At 74.1% G+C, this 22,186-nt stretch carries 12 protein-coding genes; 10 read left to right on the top strand and 2 right to left on the bottom strand.

Going from position 1 to position 22,186, the window contains the following annotated elements; all coding sequences use genetic code 11:
* The first annotated feature begins 9 nt into the window (after positions 1-9).
* Genes AC07DC_RS03925 through AC07DC_RS03915 form a run of 3 tightly spaced genes read left to right on the top strand, consistent with a single transcriptional unit; the run spans position 10 to position 7,116 of the window.
* A complete protein-coding gene (locus AC07DC_RS03925; protein ID WP_478911545.1) occupies positions 10-1,758 on the top strand; it encodes a fatty acyl-AMP ligase in 1,749 nt (582 codons plus the stop codon).
* Entirely contained in the window at positions 1,751-6,106 is a 4,356-nt protein-coding gene (locus AC07DC_RS03920) for a beta-ketoacyl synthase N-terminal-like domain-containing protein (protein WP_478911543.1), read from the top strand. The genes AC07DC_RS03925 and AC07DC_RS03920 overlap by 8 nt, the downstream gene beginning before the upstream one ends.
* Entirely contained in the window at positions 6,106-7,116 is a 1,011-nt protein-coding gene (locus AC07DC_RS03915; protein ID WP_478911541.1) for an alpha/beta hydrolase, read from the top strand. The genes AC07DC_RS03920 and AC07DC_RS03915 overlap by 1 nt, the downstream gene beginning before the upstream one ends.
* A gap of 58 nt (positions 7,117-7,174) precedes the next feature.
* On the opposite strand, the gene AC07DC_RS03910 is transcribed toward AC07DC_RS03915, so the two are convergent.
* Together AC07DC_RS03910 and AC07DC_RS03905 are read right to left on the bottom strand one after the other, a co-directional pair.
* Positions 7,175-7,984: an ABC transporter permease gene (locus AC07DC_RS03910; protein ID WP_478911539.1), complete on the bottom strand. Its 810-nt coding sequence runs from the start codon at positions 7,982-7,984 to the stop codon at positions 7,175-7,177.
* Positions 7,981-8,952: an ABC transporter ATP-binding protein gene (locus AC07DC_RS03905; protein WP_478911537.1), complete on the bottom strand. Its 972-nt coding sequence runs from the start codon at positions 8,950-8,952 to the stop codon at positions 7,981-7,983. The genes AC07DC_RS03910 and AC07DC_RS03905 overlap by 4 nt, the downstream gene beginning before the upstream one ends.
* Positions 8,953-9,233: 281 nt before the next feature.
* On the opposite strand from AC07DC_RS03905, the gene AC07DC_RS03900 reads away from it, so the two are divergent.
* The 7 genes from AC07DC_RS03900 (at position 9,234) to AC07DC_RS03870 (ending at position 22,181) form a co-directional block, all read left to right on the top strand.
* Entirely contained in the window at positions 9,234-9,395 is a 162-nt protein-coding gene (locus AC07DC_RS03900) for a thiocillin family RiPP (RefSeq protein ID WP_478911535.1), read from the top strand.
* Positions 9,396-9,630: 235 nt separating this feature from the next.
* Positions 9,631-10,866 (top strand): cytochrome P450, encoded by a 1,236-nt coding sequence (locus AC07DC_RS03895; protein WP_478911533.1) that lies wholly within the window; start codon positions 9,631-9,633, stop codon positions 10,864-10,866.
* A gap of 5 nt (positions 10,867-10,871) precedes the next feature.
* Complete coding sequence (locus tag AC07DC_RS03890; RefSeq protein WP_478911531.1) at positions 10,872-11,720, top strand: biotin/lipoyl attachment domain-containing protein; 849 nt, start codon at positions 10,872-10,874, stop codon at positions 11,718-11,720.
* Entirely contained in the window at positions 11,717-14,071 is a 2,355-nt protein-coding gene (locus AC07DC_RS03885) for an ATP-binding cassette domain-containing protein (protein WP_478911529.1), read from the top strand. Before AC07DC_RS03890 ends, AC07DC_RS03885 begins: the two co-directional genes overlap by 4 nt.
* On the top strand, positions 14,068-16,386 hold the full coding sequence (locus AC07DC_RS03880; protein WP_478911528.1) for an ATP-binding cassette domain-containing protein: 2,319 nt from the start codon (positions 14,068-14,070) through the stop codon (positions 16,384-16,386). Before AC07DC_RS03885 ends, AC07DC_RS03880 begins: the two co-directional genes overlap by 4 nt.
* A 1-nt stretch (position 16,387) precedes the next feature.
* Positions 16,388-19,795, top strand: coding sequence for a DUF4135 domain-containing protein (locus tag AC07DC_RS03875; RefSeq protein ID WP_478911526.1), 3,408 nt, complete (start codon positions 16,388-16,390; stop codon positions 19,793-19,795).
* A gap of 55 nt (positions 19,796-19,850) precedes the next feature.
* A complete protein-coding gene (locus AC07DC_RS03870; RefSeq protein WP_478911524.1) occupies positions 19,851-22,181 on the top strand; it encodes a TOMM precursor leader peptide-binding protein in 2,331 nt (776 codons plus the stop codon).
* Positions 22,182-22,186: the final 5 nt, after the last annotated feature.

The following is a 22,186-nucleotide window of genomic DNA, read 5'->3' as shown; positions in this document are numbered from 1 at the left end:
TGGAGTCCCATGCCTCCCGCGCGCCCTCTCCCGCTGACCGAGTCCCTGCGCCACTGGTCCACCGAGCGCGGTGCGCAGCGGGCCTTCACCTTCGTCGACTTCCCCACCCCGGACTCACCCGGCCGGCACCGCAGCCTGACCTGGAAGCGGCTCGACCGGCAGGCCCGCACGATCGCCTGGCGGCTGCGGGCCGACGTGGGCCCCGGCGAGCGGGCCGCGCTGATGCTGCCCCAGGGCCTGGGTTACGTGGCGGCCTTCCTGGGCTGCCTCTACGCGGGGGTGATCGCCGTCCCGCTGTTCAGCCCCGACCTGCCGGGACACGCGGGGCGGCTCGCGGCCGTACTCGACGACTGCGAACCGTCGTGCATCCTGACCGACACCCCGAGCGCGCCCGCCATCGCGGCCTTCGCCGCCGAGCACGGGATGCCGCACGTCCCGGTGATGCACATCGGCCGACCGGCCGGCGCTGATCCGCTCCTGGACCCGGACCGGTCCCTGCCCGTACCCGAGTTGGACGACATCGCCTACCTCCAGTACACGTCGGGGTCCACCCGCGTCCCCGCCGGGGTGATGATCAGCCACGGCAACGTCGTCGCCAACGCCCGGCAGGCCGTGACCGCGTTCGGCGTGAGCGCGGACCGCAACACCAGCGTCGGCTGGCTGCCGCTCTTCCACGACATGGGCCTGGTGCTGAGCGTCGCGGCGCCGGTACTCGCCGGCCTGTCCTCGGTGCTGATGGACCCGGTCTCCTTCCTGGAGCGGCCGGTGCGCTGGCTGCGGCTGCTCGGCGCGTACCCGGGCACCATCAGCGCGGCCCCCAACTTCGCCTACGACTACTGCGCCACACGCATCGACGAGGAGCAGGCCGCGCCGCTGCGGCTCGACCGCGTCCATTTCATGATCAACGGCAGCGAGCCGGTGCGACCGGGCACCGTGGACCGCTTCCAACGCGCTTTCGCCCACACCGGACTGCCACCGGAGGCGCACTGCCCCTCGTACGGGCTGGCCGAGGCCACCGTCTTCGTCACCACCGATCCGCCCGCCGAGCCGCCCCGGACGCTGTTCTGCGACCGCGACGCGCTGGCGGCGGGGCACATCAGGCCGTGCGCGGACGACGATCCGCTGGCCACCGCACTGGTGGGCTGTGGAACCCCGGTCGGGCAGCAACTGCGCATCACGGACCCGGTCACAGGGCTTGTGCTGCCCGAGGACCGGATCGGTGAGATCCGGCTGCGCGGTCCCAACATCGGCCTCGGCTACTGGAAGCGGACCGGCCGTTCGCAGGCGTCGTTCGCCTCGCGCATCCCCGGCGAACTGGGCGACTGGCTGCGCACCGGAGACCTCGGGGCGCTGCACGAAGGACGGCTCCAGGTCACCGGACGCCTGAAGGACCTGCTGATCGTGGACGGCCGCAACCACTACCCGCAGGACCTGGAGGAGACCGTCCAGTCGTCGCTGGACTGCGTACGCCGCGACCGGCTCGCGCTGTTCACCGTCGGCGGCGACGGCCGGCCCGACGAGGTGGTCGCCGTCGCCGAGCACGCCCGCGACCTCGACATCACGGCGGAGCTGTCCATCGCGGCGGAGCGTGCCGCCCGCGCCCGGATCTCCGCCCGGCACGGGGTACGGCTGGCCCGGCTGCTCCTCGTACCGCCCGGCGCGGTGCCGCGCACGTCCAGCGGCAAGGTCTCCCGTTCCGCCTGCCGCGAGCGGTATCTGGCCGGGGAGTACGAGGCGGAGGCGGTGGCAGGTGAGTGACGGCGCCCGTGCCGCGGGGGAGTCCGCGATCGCCGGGAAACTCCGCCGCACCATCGTCTCGCGGCTCTCCCAGTGGTACGGGCTCGACCCGGCCGCCATCGACGACGACCGGCCCCTGGCGGAACTGGGCATCACCTCACGGGACGCCGTCGCACTCACCGCCGAACTGCGCGCGCTCACCTCCGTGCAGCTGCCCGCGACCCTGTTGTGGGAGGCGCCGACGCTGGGCCGGCTGCTGTCCGTGGTCGAGGCGGCGGTCGGAGGCGACACGTCGCTTCCGGGTCCGAGCCCTGCTTCTGGTCCTGGCCCCGGTCCTGGTGGGGCGCAGCCCGCGGGCCCTGTGGGGAGTGCGGTCGCCGTGGTCGGGATCGGCTGCCGGCTCCCCGGCGGGATCACCTCCCCGGCCGGCTTCTGGGAGCTGCTCAGTACCGGCGGCAGCGCGGTGGGCACCCTCCCCGAAGGGAGGTGGGGCCCGTTCCTCCCCGATGGCGCGCCGCCGGACGGCATCAGCCGCCATGGCGCCTTTCTGTCCGATGTCACCGGGTTCGACGCCGAGTTCTTCGGTATCTCCCCGCACGAGGCCACCTTGATGGACCCGCAGCAACGGCTGCTGCTCGAAGTGGTCCGGGAGAGCCTGGACCACGCCGCCATCCCCGCGCCCGGCCTGGCCGGTACCCGCACCGGTGTGTTCGTCGGGATCAGCGGCAACGAGTACGCCCAGTTGACCACCGCCGACCTGGACGCGGTGGACGCGTGGACCCCGCCGGGCGCCGCCCTGAGCATCGCCGCGAACCGGCTCTCGTATGCCCTGGATCTGCGCGGTCCCAGCCTCGCCCTGGACACGGCGTGCTCCTCGTCGCTGGTCGCCGTGCACCATGCCGTCCGCAGCCTGGTGTCCGGCGAGACCGACACGGCCCTCGCCGGCGGCGTGAACCTGCTGCTGTCGCCCGCGCTGACCCTGGCGTTCCAGCGCGCGGGGGCGCTGGCGCCCGACGGACGCTGCAAGACGTTCGACGCCGCGGCCGACGGCATGGTGCGTGGTGAGGGCTGCGCGGTCGTCGTCCTCAAGCGGCTGGCCGCCGCCGAGCGGGACGGCAACCGGGTGCTCGCCGTGATCCGCTCGACCGCCGTCAACTCCGACGGCCGCTCCAACGGGCTGCTGGCGCCCAACCCCGAGGCCCAGCGGGCGCTGCTGGAGGAGGCTCACCGCGGCGAGGGCACAGAGCTGGACTACGTCGAGGCGCACGGCACCGGCACCGCGCTCGGCGACCCGATCGAGGCACACGCGCTCGGGGCCGTACTGGGCCGGGGCCGCGAGCCCGACCAACCGCTGCTGATCGGCTCGGCGAAGACCAACCTCGGCCATCTGGAGGCCGCGGCCGGGATCACCGGGCTGGTCAAGACGGTGCTGGCGCTGCACCACGACGAACTCCCGCCGCACCTCAACTTCCGCACCCCCAACCCGCTCATCGACTTCGACGCGCTGGGGCTGCGGGTCGTCGACTCCCCGGAACCCTGGCCCCGCTACTCGGGCCGGGCCACCGCGGGCGTCTCCGCCTTCGGGTTCGGCGGTACCAACGCGCATGTCGTGCTGGAGGAGTACCGGACCGCACCCCGCAGGGCGCCGGCGCCCGGAGGACGGCCGGACATCACCGTCCTGGACGCGCTCTCCGCCGCACGGCTGCGCGAGGACGCGGCGGGGCTGAGCCGCTGGTTGCGGTCTCCCGCGGCGCGCGCGGTCCGGATCGAGGACGTCGCCCGTACGCTGCACGGCCGGACCGGCCGCGGCCGGTACCGCGCGGCGGTGGTCGCGGACAACCGCGAGGATGTCGCCGAAGCCTTCGCCTGCCTGGCCGAAGGACGCCCCCATCCGGCGGTCGTCACCGGCGGCCCGGCCACCGAAACCGCCCGCCCCGTCTGGGTGTTCTCCGGCTACGGCTCCCAGTGGCCGGGCATGGCCCGCCGGCTGCTCACGGCGGAACCCGCGTTCGCCGAAGCCGTGGACCGGCTGGAACCCCTGCTGCTCCGGCACGCGGGCCTCTCGCTGCGCGCGCGCCTGGAGCCCGACGCCGAGCTGTCTTCGCCGTCCGCCGTACAGCCGGTGCTGTACGGGCTCCAGGTCGCACTGGCCGACCTCTGGCACGCGTACGGGATCGAACCGGCGGCCGTCATCGGGCACTCCATGGGCGAGGTCGCCGCAGCGGTGGTCGCCGGTGCGCTCGACGCCGAGACCGGGGCACGCGTCATCGCGACCCGGTCCCGGCTGCTCGACGGGCTGTCGGGCGGGGCGATGGCCGTGGTGGAACTCTCCGCGGCACAGCTGCGCGCGCACGCCGGAACGTGGCCCAGCCTGCAGGTCGCCGTCCACTCCTCGCCCGGCCAGAGCGTCGTGACCGGCACGGCGGACGACATCGGCCGGCTGATCGGGCTGGTGGAGCGGGAGGGCGGGCTCGCCCGATCCCTGGGGGTCGCCGCGGCCGGACACTCTCCGCAGGTCGACCCACTGCTCGGTCCGCTGGCCGAACAGCTCGGCGCGGTACGCCACATGACCCCCGGCGTGCCCTTCTACACCACCGTCCTGGACGCGCCGCGCGAAGCGCCCGTCTTCGACGCCCGGTACTGGGCGGCCGGCCTGCGCAGGCCCGTCCGCTTCACCCAGGCGGTCGCCGCCGCGGCGGCGGACGGGCACCGGCTGTTCGTCGAGGTCTCCCCGCACCCGACCCAACTGCATCCGCTCGCCGAGACGCTGCGCGCCGCGGGCGCCCTGGACACCGCCCTGTTCCCGACGCTGCGCCGCGGCACCGACGACGCCTTCTCGTTCCGGCACAGCTTGGCGGCGCAGCTGGTCCGCGGCGTGGCCGTCGACCCGGCGGCCCTGCACGGGGACGGCCGGATCGTCGATGTGCCGAGCGCCGGTTGGCGGCATCGTCCCTACTGGGTGAAGGGCCGGCTGCCGGAGCGGCGGCAGGAACCCGAACCCGCACCCCTGTCGGCGCCGGGCGCCGACGACGCACCGGCGGCCCGCCCCAGAAGCGTCACCGACCGGCTGCGGGAGCACGTCGCCCAGGTGATGGGGTACGCACCGGAGCACATCGACCCCGAAACGCCGCTCACCGAACTCGGTCTCGACTCCCTCATGGCCACCCGCATCCTGGCCGCCGTCCAGCGGGACTTCGGCACGGTCGTCGAACCGCGTGTGCTGCTGCGGAACGGCACCGTCGCCGCGCTCGCCGCGTGGCTGGAGTCGCCGGGACCGGAGGACGGTGCGCAGCCCGCGTTCGAGGGCGTGCTCCCTCGTGACGCCGCCGAGCGGCTGGTCGCCGGCGCCTGGCAGAGCGTCGCGGGCGGCGGGCCGGCCGGCGCCGAGGACGATCTCGGTCTGCGAGAGCTGCCCCGGGAGCGACTGGAGGCGCTGGCCCGGGCGCTGTCCGAGCGGGCCGGATGGGAGGTACCGGCCGGGGAACTGCTGAACGGTCCGGCCACCGTCGCCGCCATCGCGGAACAGTTGCGCCCGCGCCTGGAGGCACCGGTCAGCGGTCCGCTGCGCGTCCTGCGAGCCGGTGGCGGCCTTCCGCCGCTCTTCCTGATCCATCCCGCGGGCGGATCCACCACCGTCTACCGCGCCCTCGTCCAGCGGCTCGGCGACGACCAGCCTTGCTACGGGCTGGAACGGCTGCCCGGGCCGGACGCCGTGCACGAGCGGGCGGCGGTGTACGCGCGGCTCGTCCGCGAGACCCACCCGCACGGCCCGTGGCTGCTCGGCGGCTGGTCCTACGGCGGGGTGGTGGCCCAGGAGACGGCGCGGCTGCTGGCCCGGGACGGCAGCGTGCCCGCGCTGATCCTCATCGACAGCGTGCTGCCGCTCCCCGCCCCCGAGTTGTCGCCGCGCGAGGAGGCCCGCCGCCGCTTCGCGGCCTTCGCCGCGTATGTCGAGCGCACCTACGGCAGCCCGCTGCCCCTGCCGTACGAGGAGCTCGCGACGCTCGACGACGCCGGGCAGATCGAGCTGGTGGTCAAGGCGCTGGAGCAGGCGGCCGACCTGCCCGCCGCCGTGCTGGAGCACCAGCGCACCTCGTATCTGGACCTGCGCAGCGGGGAACGCCACACCCCGCGCCCGTACGCCGGCCGCACGCTGCTCTACCGCGCCACTCGCAGTGCCCGGCAGAGCGTTCAGGACGCCAGCTACACCCGCACCGACGAAGCGCTCGGCTGGGAGGGGTCCTGCGCGGACCTCTCCGTCACGCCACTCGCGGGAGACCACCTCTCGCTGCTCGATCCGCCCGTGGTCGACGACCTCGCCGCGCTTCTCACCCGTGACCTCAACCCACCCACGACAAGAGGGATCTGATGCACACACAGCGCCGCCGCCGTATCTCCCGTGCCGCTGTCACCGGAGCGGCCATGCTCGCGGCGACCGCCGCGCTGACCCTCGGCCCCACCGCCCCCGCCCCGGCCGCTGCTTCGACGGCGATGACCGCCCCGGCCCGCACCGCCCTGGACGGGGCCGGCATCGTCTCCGAGACCTGGCTCGACAGTCGGAGCGTCGATCTGCAGATCAGCTCCCCGGCGATCCGCGGCACCGTCGCGACCCGGCTGCTGCTTCCCGCGGACTGGTCCGCACAGGCCACCCGCACCTGGCCGGTGCTCTATCTGCTCCAGGGGGCGCACGACGACTACACCTCGTGGACCCGCGAGACCGACATCGAGCAGTTCACCGCGGACAAGGAGGTCATCGTCGCGATGCCGTCGTCGGGGTCCACCGGCATCCCCAGCACCTGGTGGAACTTCGGCTCGGGCACTCCGGACTACGAGACCTTCCAGGTCACGGAGTTGATGCAGCTTCTGCAGCAGAACTACCGGGCCGGGACGACACGGGCCATCGGCGGGGTGTCCACCGGCGGTTGGGGCGCGATAGCGTTCGCCGCCCGGCACCCCGGAGCGTTCAAGGCGGCGGCCTCGTACAGCGGTGTCCTGCACACGACGATGCCCGGTATGCCGATCGTCGTCGAGGCCATCGTGGGCCGGGAAGGTCTCCTCCCCTGGGCGCTGTGGGGCTCACCGATCTTCCAGAGCCCGCTGTGGAACGCCCAGAACCCCTACACCCTGGCATCGAAGCTGACCGGCACCAGCCTCTATCTCTCCTCCGGCACCGGCGTCGTCGGCGGGGACGGCGAGTTGAGCGCCGAGGCCCTGGAGACCACTCTGTGGCCCGCCTCCCAGAGCTTCGCCGCCCGGCTGAAGCAGCTCGGCATCCCCGTCCAGACCCACTTCTACCTGGGCGGCACCCACAGCTGGACCTACTGGCGCAACGAGTACAAGACGTCCTGGCCGCTCCTCTCGCAGGCCCTGGGGCTGTGAACCACTGACCGCCGGTTCCCGGACCCGGACCCGGACGCGGGTCGGGCCCGCGTCCGGGTCAGGCGCGTCGGGGCTCCCAGCGGAAGAAGCGCCGGGTGGCCAGCAGCACACCGGCCGTCCACACGGCGGTGATCAGCAGTGCGGGGACGGCGGACTGCCAGGTGTGGAGGAAGGAGAGCTCGCCCAACGGGCCGCCGTTCCAGCTCTCGTGGCCGAAGGTCCTGCCGAACCAGGCCGTCCTGAGCGCCTGGACGACCGGGGTGAGCGGCAGGGCGTGCGCCGGTCCCTGCAGCCAGGAGGGGAGTGACGACAGGGGGGTGGCGACGCCCGCGCCGAACATGCACAACATGAGAACGGGCGTGGCGACCAGCGGGGACGTCTCGGCGCTCGGCGTGAGTCCGGACAGCGCGAGGGCGAGGAGCGCGAAGAGCAGATAGCCCGCGACCAGGGTGAGCAGCAGCAGCGCCGGGTCGGCGGGCAGCGGCGCGTGGAACAGCACCACCGAGATGGTGCCCAGCACCACGGCCTGGAGCAGGACGACGATGCCGCTCGCGCCGATCTGGCCGGCGAAGACCGCGCTGGGCGGCACTTCCGTACCGCGCAGGCGCTTGAGGACCAGGTCGTCGCGGCGGGCGACGACCGCGTTGAGGAGATTGACGAAGGACGTGACCAGCGCCAGTCCGATGAAGCCGACGGTGACGTAGCCGGCCGCGCCGACCCCGCCGATCTCCTTGTCGCGCAAGGGGGCCGCGACGAACAGGTCCAGCAGGACGGGGAGCAGGAATCCGATGAAGGTGGAGCGGCGGTTGCGCCAGAACACCTTCCAGGACAGGAGGAGTTGGCCGCGGGCGTAGCAGGTCCAGGTCATCGGGCGGCCGCCTTGCTGTGGTGGTGGGGCCGGACGGTGTCGCGGTCGTCCGGCGCTGTCCGCCGGTCGCCGGCCAGGGCGAGGAACACGTCCTCCAGCGAGGCGTGCCGTACCTCGATGCCGTCGAGTTCGACGCCGCGCGCCGCAGCCCATTGGTGCAGGACCGCCAACGCGGGCGCCGTCCGGGCGACGCCGTACGACACCGTGGCGCCCCGCAGGCCCAGCTCCGCGCCGGGAAGGCGGGGCAGATCCGAGGCGGTGGTACCGGGCGGCATCGTGAAGGTGATCCGGCTGCCCTGGCCCGAGAGGACCTCGGCGACAGTGCCGGTGGCAGTGATGCGGCCGGCGTCCATGATGGCGACCCGGTCGGCGAGCTGCTGGGCCTCCTCCAGATAGTGCGTGGTCAGAACGACGGTGGTGCCTGCCGCCCGCAGCTCCCTGACGAGCTGCCAGGTGTTGCGGCGCGCCTCGGGGTCCATGCCCGTGGTGGGCTCGTCGAGGAAGAGCAGCTCGGGGTCGTTGAGCACGGCGAGCGCGAGATCCAGCCGGCGGCGCTCACCACCGGAGAGCTGGCCGACGCGGGTGTCGGCCTTGGCGTCGAGCCGCACCTGGCCGAGGACGTCGGCGGTGGCGCGGGCCCGCCCGGTGAAGCGTCGCCAGGCGTCCACGGTCTCCCGGACGGTCAACTCCTTGAAGAAGCCGCCCTCCTGGAGCATCACCCCGGTCCTGCGGCGGAGCGCGGGCCCGTCCGCGTAGGGGTCCAGGCCCAGCACCCGCACGGTGCCCGCGGTGGGCGGCCGGTAGCCCTCCACGACTTCGAGGGTCGTGGTCTTGCCGGCGCCGTTCGTTCCCAGCAGCGCGAACAGCTCGCCGCGCCGGACGGTGAAGGACGCTCCGCGTACCGCCTCGTAATCCCCGTAGGACTGGCGCAATTCCAGTACTTCTATGACTTCAGGAATCTCTTTCATGCGCACATGGTGCGCGGTACCAGAGAGGGTCTGCAAGAGGACATGAATTCATTTTACCTTCCTGAGCTGCAAGTTCGTCGAACATGTAAAACGTCATAAGAAAGCGGTATGACATTTTGCAGGCAGTGTTTCTGACATTCTCCACTGATGTGCGGGCAGCCCCCGGATGCATATTTCTCTCATCGCCGGAAGCGGCCGGGAAAACCGGAAGCCGAAGGGGATGAGGGAATCGGCAGACCGGCCCACCGGGGGCCGGCGCCGTACATCGAGAGGAGTCGGCCATGGCTGACAACAAGGACATCACCGAGACCGCCGCTGTCGCCGAGACCGAGCAGTTCGACATCGAGGTCGAGGAGCTGGACACCGTCTCCGGCGGCATCAGCGTCAGCTCGCTGGCCTGCGCGGCCTGCCCGGTCTCGTCCTTCAGCTCGGTCTCCAACTGACCTCACGGTCCGCGTTGGCAAGGCCTCCGAGTCTGACGCAGTAGCGGCCGACTGAGGCCGGGCCGGCGGGCGTCACCGCTCCGCCGGCCCGCCACGGGCCGCGGGAATCCGCGCCTCGGTGGGACCTGAACGGTCCCACCGGGGCGCCCCTCGTCCGGAACCCGGCTCCAACCCCATAGACCCACCGACCCATAGACCCACCGACCGACCCACGGACCGACAAGGAGAACCGGGCATGGAAAGCCTCAGCCACCAGCTCACGCGGTTCATCCAGGACCCGGCCGCGCGACGCGACCCCGCCGGGCTCTACCGGCGGTTGCTGACCGAGGCCCCGGTACTGGACCTGGGACGCGTCCACGTCATCTCCGGCTACGAGGAGATCGTCACCGTCCTGATGCACCCCGGAACCGCGGTGGACCCCGTCGCGATCGGGCTCGACCGCCCCGGTTCCTCCGCGCTCTCCCACGTACTCGCCCGCACGCTGCCGATGCGCGACGGCGCCGACCACACCAGGCTGAAGCGCCTCGCCACCGCCGCGTTCAGCGCCCGCCGGCTCGCCGAGATCCGGGGCAGGATCGAGACCACCACAGAAGAGCTGCTCGCGCCCCTGCTGGCCGCCGGCTCCTTCGACCTGGTCGCCGACCTCGCCGTACCGCTGCCGGTCGCGGTGTCCTGCGCCATCCTCGACGTGCCGCCCGAAGAGCGCGAGGGGGTGACGGGGTGGGCCGGACTGGTCGCCCGTTCCCTCCTGGACCCCTTCGCCGGCCCGGAACAGACCGCCGCTCTGGACGCGGAGTTCGGCGGATTCCGCGACTGGGTCGAGGAGCTCTGCGCCGCCCGCGCCGCGCGTCCCGGCAGCGATCTCATCAGCCGCCTCGTACTGGCCAGGGACGCCGGGCAACTCGACGACGAGGATCTGCTCGCCTTCGTCGTCATGCTCTTCGCCAACGGGCTGGAAACGCTCACTTCCGGCCTCGCCGTGGCCGCCTGGCAGCTGCTGAGGAACCCCGCTCTGGCCGCCGGCATCCGCGCGGAACCACACACCGCCGAGGCCGTCTTCGACGAATGCCAGCGACTGGGCAGCCCGGTACGGGCCAGTGCCCGCGGGTTGGGCGCCGACGTACAGGTCGGCGGCACGCTGCTGCCCGCCGGGCGGGTGGTGCTGCTGCTGTACGCGGCCGCCAACCGCGATCCGCGGCGCTTCCCCGAGCCCGACCGATTCGACCCGGCCCGGGCGGAGCGCCGTCACCTGGCCTTCGGACACGGGCCGCACCACTGCCTGGGCGCTCCGCTGTCACTGATGGCCGGCGGAACGGTCCTGGGTCTGCTCGCGGCGGCCGGCGGCGAGCGGGCGCTGAGCACCCCGCTCGACGAGAGCACCGCCCGCTGGAGCGAGCAGTTCGTCTTCGGCGGGCTGCGGGAACTGCCCGTCGAGGCCCGGCAGCTCACCGCACTCGGCGCGGGGGTGTGACCGCGATGACGACAACGACCACCGCGCACGCCGCACCGGCCGTCCCGGACGGAGAACCGCCCGCGCCCGCGGAGCGAACGAATCCGTCCGCCCGGGCCGTGGCGGCCGCCGCCGCCCAGGTGGAGCCGGGCCTCGACCGCCCGGTGCGCGTCATCGGCAGCCGGCTCGGCTCCGCACTCGTCGCGCTGGTACTGGCCGTGGGAGCGGGCGGAGCCTGGGTGGGCTGGGGATCGCTCCCCAACACCCTGACCCTGCACGGCGTGCTGGCCCACGGCCCCGCGCCGGTCCTCGCCCGCGCCGACGTCGCCGGTACGGTGCTCGACCTGCGGGTCCACCCGGGGGACCGGGTCACCCGCGGGCAGCTCCTCGCGCTGCTGCGCACCACGTCCCCCGGCCAGGGCGGTACCGCCGAGCTCCGCTCCCCGGCGGACGGCACGGTCGCCGGTGTCCTGACCGCCCCCGGCGGCACGCTCACGGCCGGTGCCGCGCTGCTCGCCCTCGACCCGGCCGGCGAGCCGGCCACGTTGCGGCTCTACACCGGTTCCGCCCGGGACCTGGCACGCCTGCGACCAGGCCAGTCCGTATCGCTGCCGCTGCCGTCCGGCACGCTGCGCGCCCGCATCACGGCCGTGGACCCGTATCCCGCCCGCGCGGACTCGCTCGACGGCGCACTGCCGCTCGGCGGGGACGACCTGGGGACGGGCGCCGACCCGGTGTGGACGATCACCGCGCTGCCGGAGGCAGCGTCCGGCGCGCTGCCCCCGACGTACGGGCCGGTGCCCGTGGACGTCTCCGTCGATCTCGGTTCGCGCCGTCCCTACCAGGTCATCCTGGGTACGGGGGCCGGGCGATGAGCCTCGACACCCGGACCGCCGAGGAACGGCGGAACCAGCAACCGACGGTGGCCGCCGCGCGGCCGTCGCCGGAGCCCGGAGCCGGCCTCGCCGGTCGCACGGGCCGCCGGCGCCGCCATCTGAAGACGCCCGTCGTCCCGCAGATGGAGGAGCAGGACTGCGGCGCCGCCTGCCTCGCGATCGTCCTCGGCGCGTTCGGCCGCCGGACGACCCTGCACGAGGCCTCGCGCTCCTGCGGCGTCTCCCGCGACGGCGTCAGCGCCGCCGCGGTGGCCCGTGCCGCGGGCCGCTACGGACTGGTGGCGCGTGGCCGCCGGGTGACGCGCGGTGAGGGCCGGCTGCTGGGCCTGGACGCCGTTCCGGTGCCGTCGATGGTGCTCGTCACCGGACCGCACTTCGCGGTCTTCGAGGGCATCAAACATCAACGGATACGGATCAACGACCCGTCGCTCGGCAGCTATTCGGCGACCCCGGCCGAGTTCTGGGACTCCTTCGCGGGTATCGCGGTCGGCTTCGAACCGGGGCCCGACTTCGAACGCGGCGGCACCCGCTTCCCGTTCCTGCGGGGGCTGTTGGCGCGGGTGCGGCCGTACGGCTTCGCGCTGCTGGTCGCCGTGCTGGTCGCGGTGCTGCTCACCGTCCCCGCGATGGCCGCGGCCTTCCTGCTGCGGGCGTACCTCACCTCGGTGACGATCGGTGGAACCGGCGGCTGGGCGACCCCGCTCGTGCTGGCCACCGGCGCCTCGGCCGCCGCGGTGCTGCTCGGCACCTGGCTGCAGCAGACCGTCGTCAACCGGGTGCTGGCCTCGATGGCGGCCCGGACCTCCATCGGATTCCTGTGGCGCATGCTGCGGCTGCCCGGCGCGTTCTTCCACCGCAGGCAGCTCGGCGGCCTGGTGACGAGAGTCCAGATCAACGACGGGCTCTCGGCGCTGCTCTCGTACCGCGCCGCGGGCGCCGCCGCCTCGGCCGCCACCGCCGCCGCGCACCTCGCCGCCCTGATCTGGCTCCAACCCCGGCTGTCACTGGTGCCGGTAGTGGTGGCGGTCATCGACGTCGCGGCTCTGAAACTCGCCGACCGGCGGCGCGGCGGCATGCTGCACCAGCTCCACTCCGAGCAGCACAAGCGCGACGGGGTGGCCTTCGCCGGAGTCTCCGCCATCGAGACGCTGAAGGCGGAGGGGTCCGAGGACGCGTTCTTCCGCTCGTGGTCGGGCTGGCAGGCGCGGGCCATGGACACCGCGCAGAACGTCGCCACCGCCGTCCTCGTACCGCTGTCGCTGCCGACCGCGCTCACGACGGCGGGCACCGCGGCCGTGGTGGTGGCCGGGACCGCGCTGCTGATCGACGGCAGCGTCTCCGTCGGAACGCTGCTGGCCTTCCTGCTGCTGCTCAACGGATTCCTGCTGCCGGTGACCCAACTGGTCGGCACCGGATCCGAGTTGTCGATGGCGCGAGCGCAGTCCGCGCTGCTGGACGACGTCGAGCTCTCCGAGCCCGACCCCTATCTGACGGCCGTCCTGGATGCCGTGGACGGCTCGGAAGGGCCGGTGGCGCTGAGCGGGCTGTTGGAGCTGCGGGACGTGTCCTTCGGGTACGACCCCAACCGGCCGGCCACACTGGACGGCATCTCGCTGACGGTCCGGCCGGGGGAGTGGGTCGCGGTCGTCGGATCGAGCGGCAGCGGCAAGTCCACGCTCGCCCGGCTCGCTGCCGGTGTGCTCCGGCCCTGGACCGGCGAGGTGCTACTGGACGGGGTACCGCGCGAATCGCTGCCGCGTGCCGTCGTGACCAGCCAGGTCGCTTATGTGGAGCAGCGGTTGCGGCTCTTCGAGGGCACGATCCGCGACAACCTCACGCTGTGGAACCCGGCGGCCGACGAGGCGGCCCTGCACCGGGCGCTCGCCGACGCGGAGGCGGCCGATCTGGTCCGCGGACGCGGCGGCCTGGACGCCGGCCGGATCGAGGAGGACGCGCGCAACCTCTCCGGGGGAGAGCGGCAGCGGCTGGAACTGGCCCGCGCACTGGCCCTCGACCCGCCGCTGCTGGTCCTGGACGAGGCGACCTCGGCGCTGGACGCGCGCACCGAGGCCCTGGTCAACGCGCACCTTCGGCGGCGCGGTACCGGCTGCCTGGTGCTCGCCCACCGGCTGAGCACCGTGCGCTCCGCCGATCGGGTGGTGGTCCTGGAGGGCGGCCGCATCGTCCAGCAGGGCACGCCGGCCGAACTGGCCGCGGTGCCGGGCCGCTACCGGACGCTGCTGTCCGAGGCCGGTGGCCAGGACTCCACGGATGCCGCAGTCCCCGCCGCCGTATCGACCCCGAACAGCCTCGTTCAGGAGCAGTCATGACGCCCACTCAGCAGGCGGAGCGCACCCGGACCGCCGACGCGACGGCCGCACTGAACGCGACGGCGGCGGCCAACCGTGCGACCCTCGCGGCCGCACTCGACGGGCTCGACGGGCTCGGCCCGGCGGCCCGCCGCCCGGGCCGCGAAGCCCGCTCGGTATCCGTCCCGCCGCCGGACGCCGCCGCTCACGCGCTCGCCGTCCTCACCGCCCTCGGCCCCGCCCTGGGCATCGAGGTGCCGGCCGAACTGCCCGCCGCGGTACGCACGGCGCGCGACCCGCTGATCGCCCTGCTGCGACGGCTGGGCGTGCGCTGGCGGCAGATCACCCTGCCCGCCGCCAAAGCTGCCAAAGCTCCCAAAGCCCCCAAGGGCCCGAAGGGTTCGGACACCGACGGCGTCCACGGTGACCCCGCCGGCACCGCCGGCGCGATGATCGCGTTCGCCTCCGACGACGGTCGCCCGCTCGCCCTCGTGCCCCGTGGCACGGGCCACCGGCTGCACGACCCGGCGGCCCGGAACGACGGCCGTACGCGACGCCGGCCGGCGGAACCGGCCTGCTCGCGGCGGGCGCTGCTGCTCTACCGGCCGCTGCCGCCCGGCACCCCGACCCCCGGTTCGCTGCTGCGCTTCGCGCTCGGCGCACCCGGCACCCGCCGCGACCTGGTGGTACTGGCGGGCGCCGGTCTCCTCACCGCGGTCCTGACGCTGCTCGTGCCGCTGAGCGTCGGGCTGCTGATGCCGCGGCTGCTGGCCGCCGACCGCCACCCGCTGCGCTGGCTGGCGCTGCTGCTGGGCGCGGCCTCGGCGGCGGGACTGCTGCTCCTGCTGGTCCGCAACACCGCCGCCGTGCGGCTGACCGGGCGCATCCAGGCGGCGCTGGAACCGGCCGTGTGGGACCGGCTGCTCACCCATGACGCCCGGTTCTTCCGGGACTTCTCCACCGGCGACCTCGTGCACCGGGCCAACGCGGTCGCCGAGGCCCGCCAGGCACTGTCGGAGGTGCTGGTCTCCGCGGTGCTCGGAGCGTTCTTCTCCCTGTCGGGACTCCTCCTGCTGCTCGCCGTGGATCTGCGGCTCGGCGGGGTGCTGCTGCTCGCCGCGGTCGTCGCCGTGACCGTCCTGCTGCTGCTGGGACGGCGCAGGCAGCGGTACGAATCCGAGGTGTACGCGCTGCACGGCCGACTGCACGGCGTGCTGTACGGGCTGCTGCTGGGCATCGACAAGCTCCAGACGGCGGGGCGCGAGATCCAGGCCTTCGCCCGCTGGGCCGGGCCCTTCGCCCGGCAGAAGCGAGCCGACGCCGCCGCCATGCGCGTCGAAGCCGCCTCGGGCGCCGTCACCGCCGCCCTGCAACCGCTGCTGCTCACCGTGCTGCTGGTGGCCTCCGCCGCCGGCGGCGCCGGGAGCGTCTCCGCCGGGCATCTGATGGCGGCCGGTATCGCGGCGGGACAGGTGGCGCTGGCACTCGGCCAGCTCACTCACGCGGCGGCCACCGCGTACGGCATCGCGCCGGTGCTGGACCGGCTGGGGCCGGTGCTCGCGGCGCCCGCGGTCCCCGCGTCGGGACCGCACCGCCGCGACCCGGGCGTGCTGGGCGGCGCCGTCGCCCTCGAAGAGGTGACCTTCCGCTACCCGGGCGCGGCGGTGCCGGCCCTGGACCGGGTCAGCCTGCGGGCCGACGAGGGAGAGTTCGTCGCCGTCGTCGGACCGTCGGGCGCCGGCAAATCGACGCTGATCCGGCTGATCCTGGGCTTCGACACCCCCGAGTCCGGCACTGTGCGGCACGACGGCCAGGACCTCGCCGCCCTCGATCTGCGCCTGGTGCGCGGCCAGTTGGGCACCGTCCTGCAGAACGGGCGCACGCTGCGCGGCAACCTGCTGGAGAACCTGGCGGGCACCGACCCCGACGTCACCGAGGACGATGTCTGGGCCGCAGCGGAACAGGCCGGAATCGCCGCCGAGCTCCGGGCCCTGCCGCTCGGCCTCGGCACCCGCATCGGTGAGGACGCCCAAGGCTTCTCCGGCGGCCAGATCCAGCGCATCCTGCTCGCCCGCGCGCTGGTACGGCGGCCTGCCGTCCTCCTGCTCGACGAGGCGACGTCCGCACTCGACAACGCCACCCAGGCCCACGTCGCCGACGCTGTGGCCGCCCTCGACCGCACCCGCATCGTCATCGCCCATCGGCTCAGCACCATCCGCCGGGCGGACCGTATCCACGTCCTGGACGCCGGGCGGGTCACCGCCTCGGGGACCTACGACGAACTGCTCGACAACGACCCGCTGTTCACCCGCCTCGTCCGACCCCAGGAGATCTGAGATGACGCTCGACCTGCAGGCCTGGCTCACCACCCCCGCCGCGCCGTCGGCCACCGGGTCCCCGGCGGGCGACGCAGCGCTCCTGCCCGGCGTCCCCCGCGGCGACGACCGGCTGCGTGCCGTGATCGCCCTGGCCGCCTCCTTCCCCGAGCGCGCGGCTGCCTCGACCACCGTCCCCGACGGGCCGGACGGCGACGGCAGACCACCTGTCTTCACCGCCGCACAGGACGACCAGCACAGCCGTTCCACGGCAGTCGCCGGCTGGCTGCGGCGGGCGGCGGGCGACCCGGCGTCGGCCGGGGTCCTGCTCGACCACCTGGCGGCCACCGGCCGCGAACTCGGCGACGGGCTGCGGTCGGTCGCGCTGCGCGACCCCTCCGTCGTCCCGGGCTGGGCGCACGCCCTCATCGGCTTCCTGCGCGCCCAGCCGGTCGCCCCCACCGCCGCCACCGGCGCGCCGGGCGCCGTCACCGCGTCGTTCCGCACCGCCGCGGGCGCCCTGCTGCCCTACGACGCCACAGGGACCGCGGACACCGCGTCCGTGCTCGGCATCCAGGTGCTCGACTTCGCGCGGGCCGACCTGGCGGAGACCCTGGTGCGGCGGCTGACCGAGGCGCTGGACCTGCCGATGCGCTACGAGGTCCAGTCGTCCTCCGCGCACCCCGGCGGCGGTGACTGGGATGCGCAGGGCGGCCCCGACGCGTCGCAGGAGGGCTGGCTCGCCAGGCTGGAGCGGCTGCCCGCGCTCGCCTTCCTCGTCGGCACCGCCTGCCGCCACTGGCAGCACGTCTACACCGAGATGTTCGCCCGGCTCGCCTCCGACCGGGAGCTGCTGCGCACCCGCCTCTGGGACGGCGCGGACCCGGGCGCCCTGGCCGCGGTGCACGGTGACGCGGGAGACCGCCACGCGGGCGGCCGTTCCGTCGCCCTGCTGCACTTCGCGGACGGTCGCGGCGTGGTCTACAAGCCGAAGGACCTGCGGCACGCCACGGCCTACATGGATCTGATCCGCGACCTCAACGCCGCCGGCCTGTCACCGGAACTCCACGTCCGTACCGTGCTGGTGCGCAGCGACCACAGCGCACCGGACGACGACGCGACGACCGGCCCGGCCGCCGATCCGGAGACCGAGCACGAGCCCGACCACGGCGACGCCTACGGCTGGGAGGAGCTCGTCCCGGCCCTGCCCTGCACCGACCGCGACGGCTTCGCCCGCTTCTACCGCCGGCTCGGCATGACCGTCCGGCTGGTCCAGCTGCTCGAAGGACGCGACCTGTGGTCCGACAACCTGCTGGCGAGCGGCGAGTACCCGGTCATCACGGACCTGGAGTGCCTGCTGTACCCGCGGGTCCAGACGCCGCCGGCGCTGCCGGCCGGCCAGGGCGGGCTGCTGGACGTCCTGGAGTCGACCGTCGTGCGCACGGCCATGGCCGTGCAGCCGTGGGTGCCGTCCAAGGACCGCCCGGTGGTGGACATCGGCTGCCTCTCGCGCGCCGACGACCTGGAGATCGAACCGGGCAAGCCCGCGCTGCCGCTGCCGCCGTACCGGCCGGTGCACGACGGTGAGAAGGCCGACCCGTGGGAGTACGCGGACGAGGTCGTCGCGGGCTACCGCGACATGCACCGCACCCTCGCCGGGATGCGTGACCGGCTGGCGTCCCCCGACGGCCCGCTGGCCGGCTTCAAGGGCGTCTGGGTGCGGTACATCTGGCGGCACACCTGGGACGGCTACAAGATCCTGCGGACCTCGACGAGCCCGCTCGCCCTCTCCGACGGCGCCACCCGCGAGACCGTGATCGCCGGCGCCCTGCGCGGCGCCGTGGCGGCCCGCGCGGGCGACAGCGCACGCGGCGACCTCCTGGAGGTGGTGCTCAGCGAACTCGACTCCTACCGCGTCCTGGACATCCCGTTCTTCCGCTCCCTGACCACGTCGTCCTCGGTCTTCACCGCCCAGGGGCAGGAGATCCCCGGCCACTTCCAGAGCACCGCCTGGGACCGGCTGCAGGCCCGGATCACCGAACTCGACCGCTTCGACCTGGAGCTGCACACCGCCGTGCTCTCCGGCTGTGTCGACGCGGCGAGGTCCGGGACGCAGCTCCCGCCGGCCGCCACCGCCTCCCGGGGGCCGGCCGCGCTCTCCGTACCGACGTCCGGTGAACTCCTCGACCACGCCGTACGGCTGGGCGACCGGATGCTCGCCGACCGGCAGCGCACCCCCGCGGGCGGCGGCTGGATCGGGCTGAGCTGGTACCCGGCCACCGGACTGCGCCAGGTCGAGGCGCTCAGCGGCGTCGACCTCGTCACCAGCGGTGTCGGCGTGGCGCTCTTCCTCGCCGAGCTGTGGTCGGCGACCGGCTCGCCGCGCTTCCGGCAGGCGGCGCACGAGACGCTCTCCGCCGCTGCCGCCCTCATCGACCCGCGCCACCCGGCGTCCTTCGGCTTCGCCCGGGACACCCGGCTGGCCTCGGGAGTCCCGGTGCCCGGCGGTTTCGCGGGCCCCGGTTCCCTCATCCACGCGCTGGCCCGCGGCGCCGAATCGCTCGCCGAGCCCGCCTTCCTCGACGTGGCGCGGGCGCTGGTCCCCGGAGCGGCGGCCCTGGCGGCGGCGCCCGCCGGCCGGTCCTCGGCCCGGGACGCCGACCGACTCCCGTACCAGGACAGCCCGTTGGGCGCGGCCGGACTGCTGCTCAACCTGCTGCGGCTGCGCCGCTCCACCGGAGCCGGCACGACGGGCCCGGCCACCGACGCCGACGCGGCGATCCGTGACCTCGCCGAGGCCGCCCGGCGAGAACTGGCAGGCGACGGCCGGGCCGGTCGCTTCACCACCCCGGCGACCTTCCTCGACCTGGTGCCGACCGGTGCCGACAGCATCGCCGCGGCTCTCGCCCGTACCGTCGCCGAAGCACCCGGCCTGCTGGCCGATCCCGACGCCGCCCGCGCGCTGCTGCGCGCGCACCGGTTCACGACGACCGCCCGCGGCGGGCGGCTGGCCTGCCTGGACACCGCCGTCTCGCTGGGCACCGGCGCCGTCCACCCCGGCGACGTCGCCGGGCTCACCCCGCCCGTCACCGGCGCCGAGATCGCCGCGCTCGGCACCCGCGAACTGGTCGCCGCCGCGGGCGAGGCACTCACCTCGGCCGAGGCCGGACTGCTGCACACCCTGGACGACGAGCTCAGCGGCACCGCCGCCGACGCCCTGGTGCCGGGACCGTTCTTCGACGGCCGGGAGGCGGCCGGCGTCCTCGTCGCCGAACTGCTGCGCCGGCAGCGCGCCACTGGCAGCTGGTTCGGGGACCGCGCCGCGGACGACCGCGTCAACCTCGGCGTCCTGGACGGCGGAGCCGCCGTCGGCCTCCTGCTGCTGCGGCTGATCGACCCGGCCACCGCCCCGCTCGCCACCCTGCGCTGACCGTCCGGGGTCGCAGCCCGGCCCGCCCGACCACATACGGATCTACGGAGTCCTCATGACCAGTACCCGGCCGACGCCCGGCATCGGCTTCAAGCGGCACTACACCCCCTACGTCGTCGACGGCGAGGCCGTCTACCTGGTGTCGGAACGCGGCGTGTGCGTCGTCAACGGCTCGTTGGCCGAGCGGCTGGCGCCACTCCTGGACGGCACCAGGAGCGCCCACGAGATCGGTGCGGAGCTGGCGCCCGCGGTGCCCGCCGACCGGGTCACCGTCGCCCTCGACCAGCTGGTGGCCGGTGGCTGGGCCGCCGCCTCGGATCCGGCGACCGACCCGGCCGCCGCCGGATTCTTCGAGATGGCCGGCCACGACGGCGACACGGCCGTCGCCGCCCTGCGGGACGCCCGGGTGCGGGTGGAGGTCTACGGGAAGGTCGCGCCGGAACCGTTCGTCGCCGCCCTGCGCGCGGCCGGCGCCGCGCACGTGGAGCTCGCGGCAGCGGACGCCCCGGCCGTCGATGCCCGGGACGCCGACCTCGTCGTCGCGCTGACCGACGACTACCTCAACCCCGGCCTTGCGGGCCGGAACGCGGCCGCCCTCGCCTCCGGCACTCCGTGGATGCTCGCCCGGCCGGTCGGTTCGATCGTTTGGGCCGGACCGGTCTTCGTCCCGGACGCGCCCGCGTCCGCCGGCACCCCGGCCGGAGCGCCCGTCGCCGGAACCGGCTGCTGGGAGTGCCTCGCGCACCGGCTCTCCGCCAACCGGCAGTCGCTCAGCTACCTCCAGCACCGGCTGGGCAGGGACCAGCCGGTGCCGACCGTCGGGGCGCACCTGGCGCCCACGGCCGCCATCGGCGTGCAGCTCGCCGCGCTGGAGGCCGCCAAGTGGGCCGCGGGCGTCCGCCCGGAGAAGTCCCAGGTGCTGACGTTCGACACCGTGCTCGCCGAGGCCGAGCGCCACGAGCTGGTCCGCCGCCCGCAGTGCCCGTCCTGCGGCGACGCCGCGACCATGGAGCGCCGCCAGCTGGCGCCCGTGCGCTTCGAGAGCCGGGCCAAGGCGTTCACCGCGGACGGGGGCCACCGGTCCGCCTCGCCCGAGGACATGCTGCTGAAGTACCGGCCGCAGCTCAGCCCCGTCACCGGTGTGGTGACCACCCTGGTGCCCGCCGAACGGACGCCCGGCGGCCTACGGGTCTACGTGGCCGGCCAGAACCTCGCCCGCCAGGTCGGCGACCTGCGCCAGCTCCGTACCGGTCTGCGCAGCATCAGCTGCGGAAAGGGACGCACCGACTCGCAGGCTCGGGCGAGCGCGATGGGCGAGGCGATGGAGCGCTACTCCGGGGTGTTCCAGGGCGACGAGGCGCGCCGTACCGCCAGTTACGACCAGCTCGGCGAGCAGGCGGTCCACCCGTCCACCAGCCTGCTCTTCAGCGACCGGCAGTTCCGCGAGCGGGAGCTGTGGAACGCCAAGAAGTCGATGTTCAACACCGTGCCCGAGCGATTCCGCGAGGGCGAGGTCATCGAGTGGTCGCCCGCCTGGTCGCTGACTTCGGAGCGCACCCGCTGGCTGCCGACGATGTCGCTGTACTACGGCTACCGGCACAACGGCCCGTTCTTCGCCATGGGTGACTCCAACGGGGCCGCCGCGGGCACCTCGTTCGAGGACGCGACGCTGCAGGGCTTCCTGGAACTGGTGGAACGCGACGCGGTCGCGCTGTGGTGGTACAACCGCGTCCAGCGCCCGGCGGTCGACCTGGACTCCTTCGGGGACCCGTACATCGACCGGATGCGTGAGGTCTACGCGGGCCTGAACCGTGAGATGTGGGCCCTGGATCTGACGGCCGACTTCGGGATCCCGGTGGTCGGCGCGTTCTCCCGGCGGACCGACAAGCCGGCCGAGGACATCCTGATCGCCTTCGGCGCCCATCTCGACCCGCACATCGCGCTGACCCGGGCGCTCACCGAGATGAACCAGTTCCTGTCACCGGTGGCCGACGCCGGACCCGGCGAGACGGCGTACTCGGGCGCCGACCACGAGCAGAAGGCCTGGTGGACCAGTGCGACGCTGGCCAACCAGCCGTACCTCAAGCCCCTCGACGGCCACGCGCCCGCCGCGGCCGGCCGCTGGGACCCGCTGGCCGCCGACGATCTGCGCACGGACCTGGAGACGGTGCAGCGCCTGGTGGCGGAGCACGGCATGGAGATGCTGGTCCTGGACCAGACCCGCCCCGACGTGGGCCTGCCCGTCGCCAAGGTGATCGTTCCCGGGATGCGGCACTTCTGGGCCCGCTTCGCGCCCGGCCGGCTCTACGACGTTCCCGTACGGCTGGGATGGAAGGCCGAACCCACCGCGGAAGCCGACCTCAACCCCACCGCCATCTTCATCTGACCGCA

The organism is Streptomyces sp. NPDC045021, from assembly GCF_056432645.1.
This window is presented reverse-complemented; position numbering and strand designations above follow the sequence as displayed.

Coding starts and splice junctions, on each gene's coding strand:
- AC07DC_RS03925 (WP_478911545.1), top strand. CDS start 10: ATGCCTCCCGCGCGCCCTCTCCCGCTGACCGAGTCCCTGCGCCACTGG.
- AC07DC_RS03915 (WP_478911541.1), top strand. CDS start 6,106: ATGCACACACAGCGCCGCCGCCGTATCTCCCGTGCCGCTGTCACCGGA.
- AC07DC_RS03910 (WP_478911539.1), bottom strand. CDS start 7,984: ATGACCTGGACCTGCTACGCCCGCGGCCAACTCCTCCTGTCCTGGAAG.
- AC07DC_RS03905 (WP_478911537.1), bottom strand. CDS start 8,952: ATGAAAGAGATTCCTGAAGTCATAGAAGTACTGGAATTGCGCCAGTCC.
- AC07DC_RS03900 (WP_478911535.1), top strand. CDS start 9,234: ATGGCTGACAACAAGGACATCACCGAGACCGCCGCTGTCGCCGAGACC.
- AC07DC_RS03895 (WP_478911533.1), top strand. CDS start 9,631: ATGGAAAGCCTCAGCCACCAGCTCACGCGGTTCATCCAGGACCCGGCC.
- AC07DC_RS03890 (WP_478911531.1), top strand. CDS start 10,872: ATGACGACAACGACCACCGCGCACGCCGCACCGGCCGTCCCGGACGGA.
- AC07DC_RS03885 (WP_478911529.1), top strand. CDS start 11,717: ATGAGCCTCGACACCCGGACCGCCGAGGAACGGCGGAACCAGCAACCG.
- AC07DC_RS03880 (WP_478911528.1), top strand. CDS start 14,068: ATGACGCCCACTCAGCAGGCGGAGCGCACCCGGACCGCCGACGCGACG.
- AC07DC_RS03875 (WP_478911526.1), top strand. CDS start 16,388: ATGACGCTCGACCTGCAGGCCTGGCTCACCACCCCCGCCGCGCCGTCG.
- AC07DC_RS03870 (WP_478911524.1), top strand. CDS start 19,851: ATGACCAGTACCCGGCCGACGCCCGGCATCGGCTTCAAGCGGCACTAC.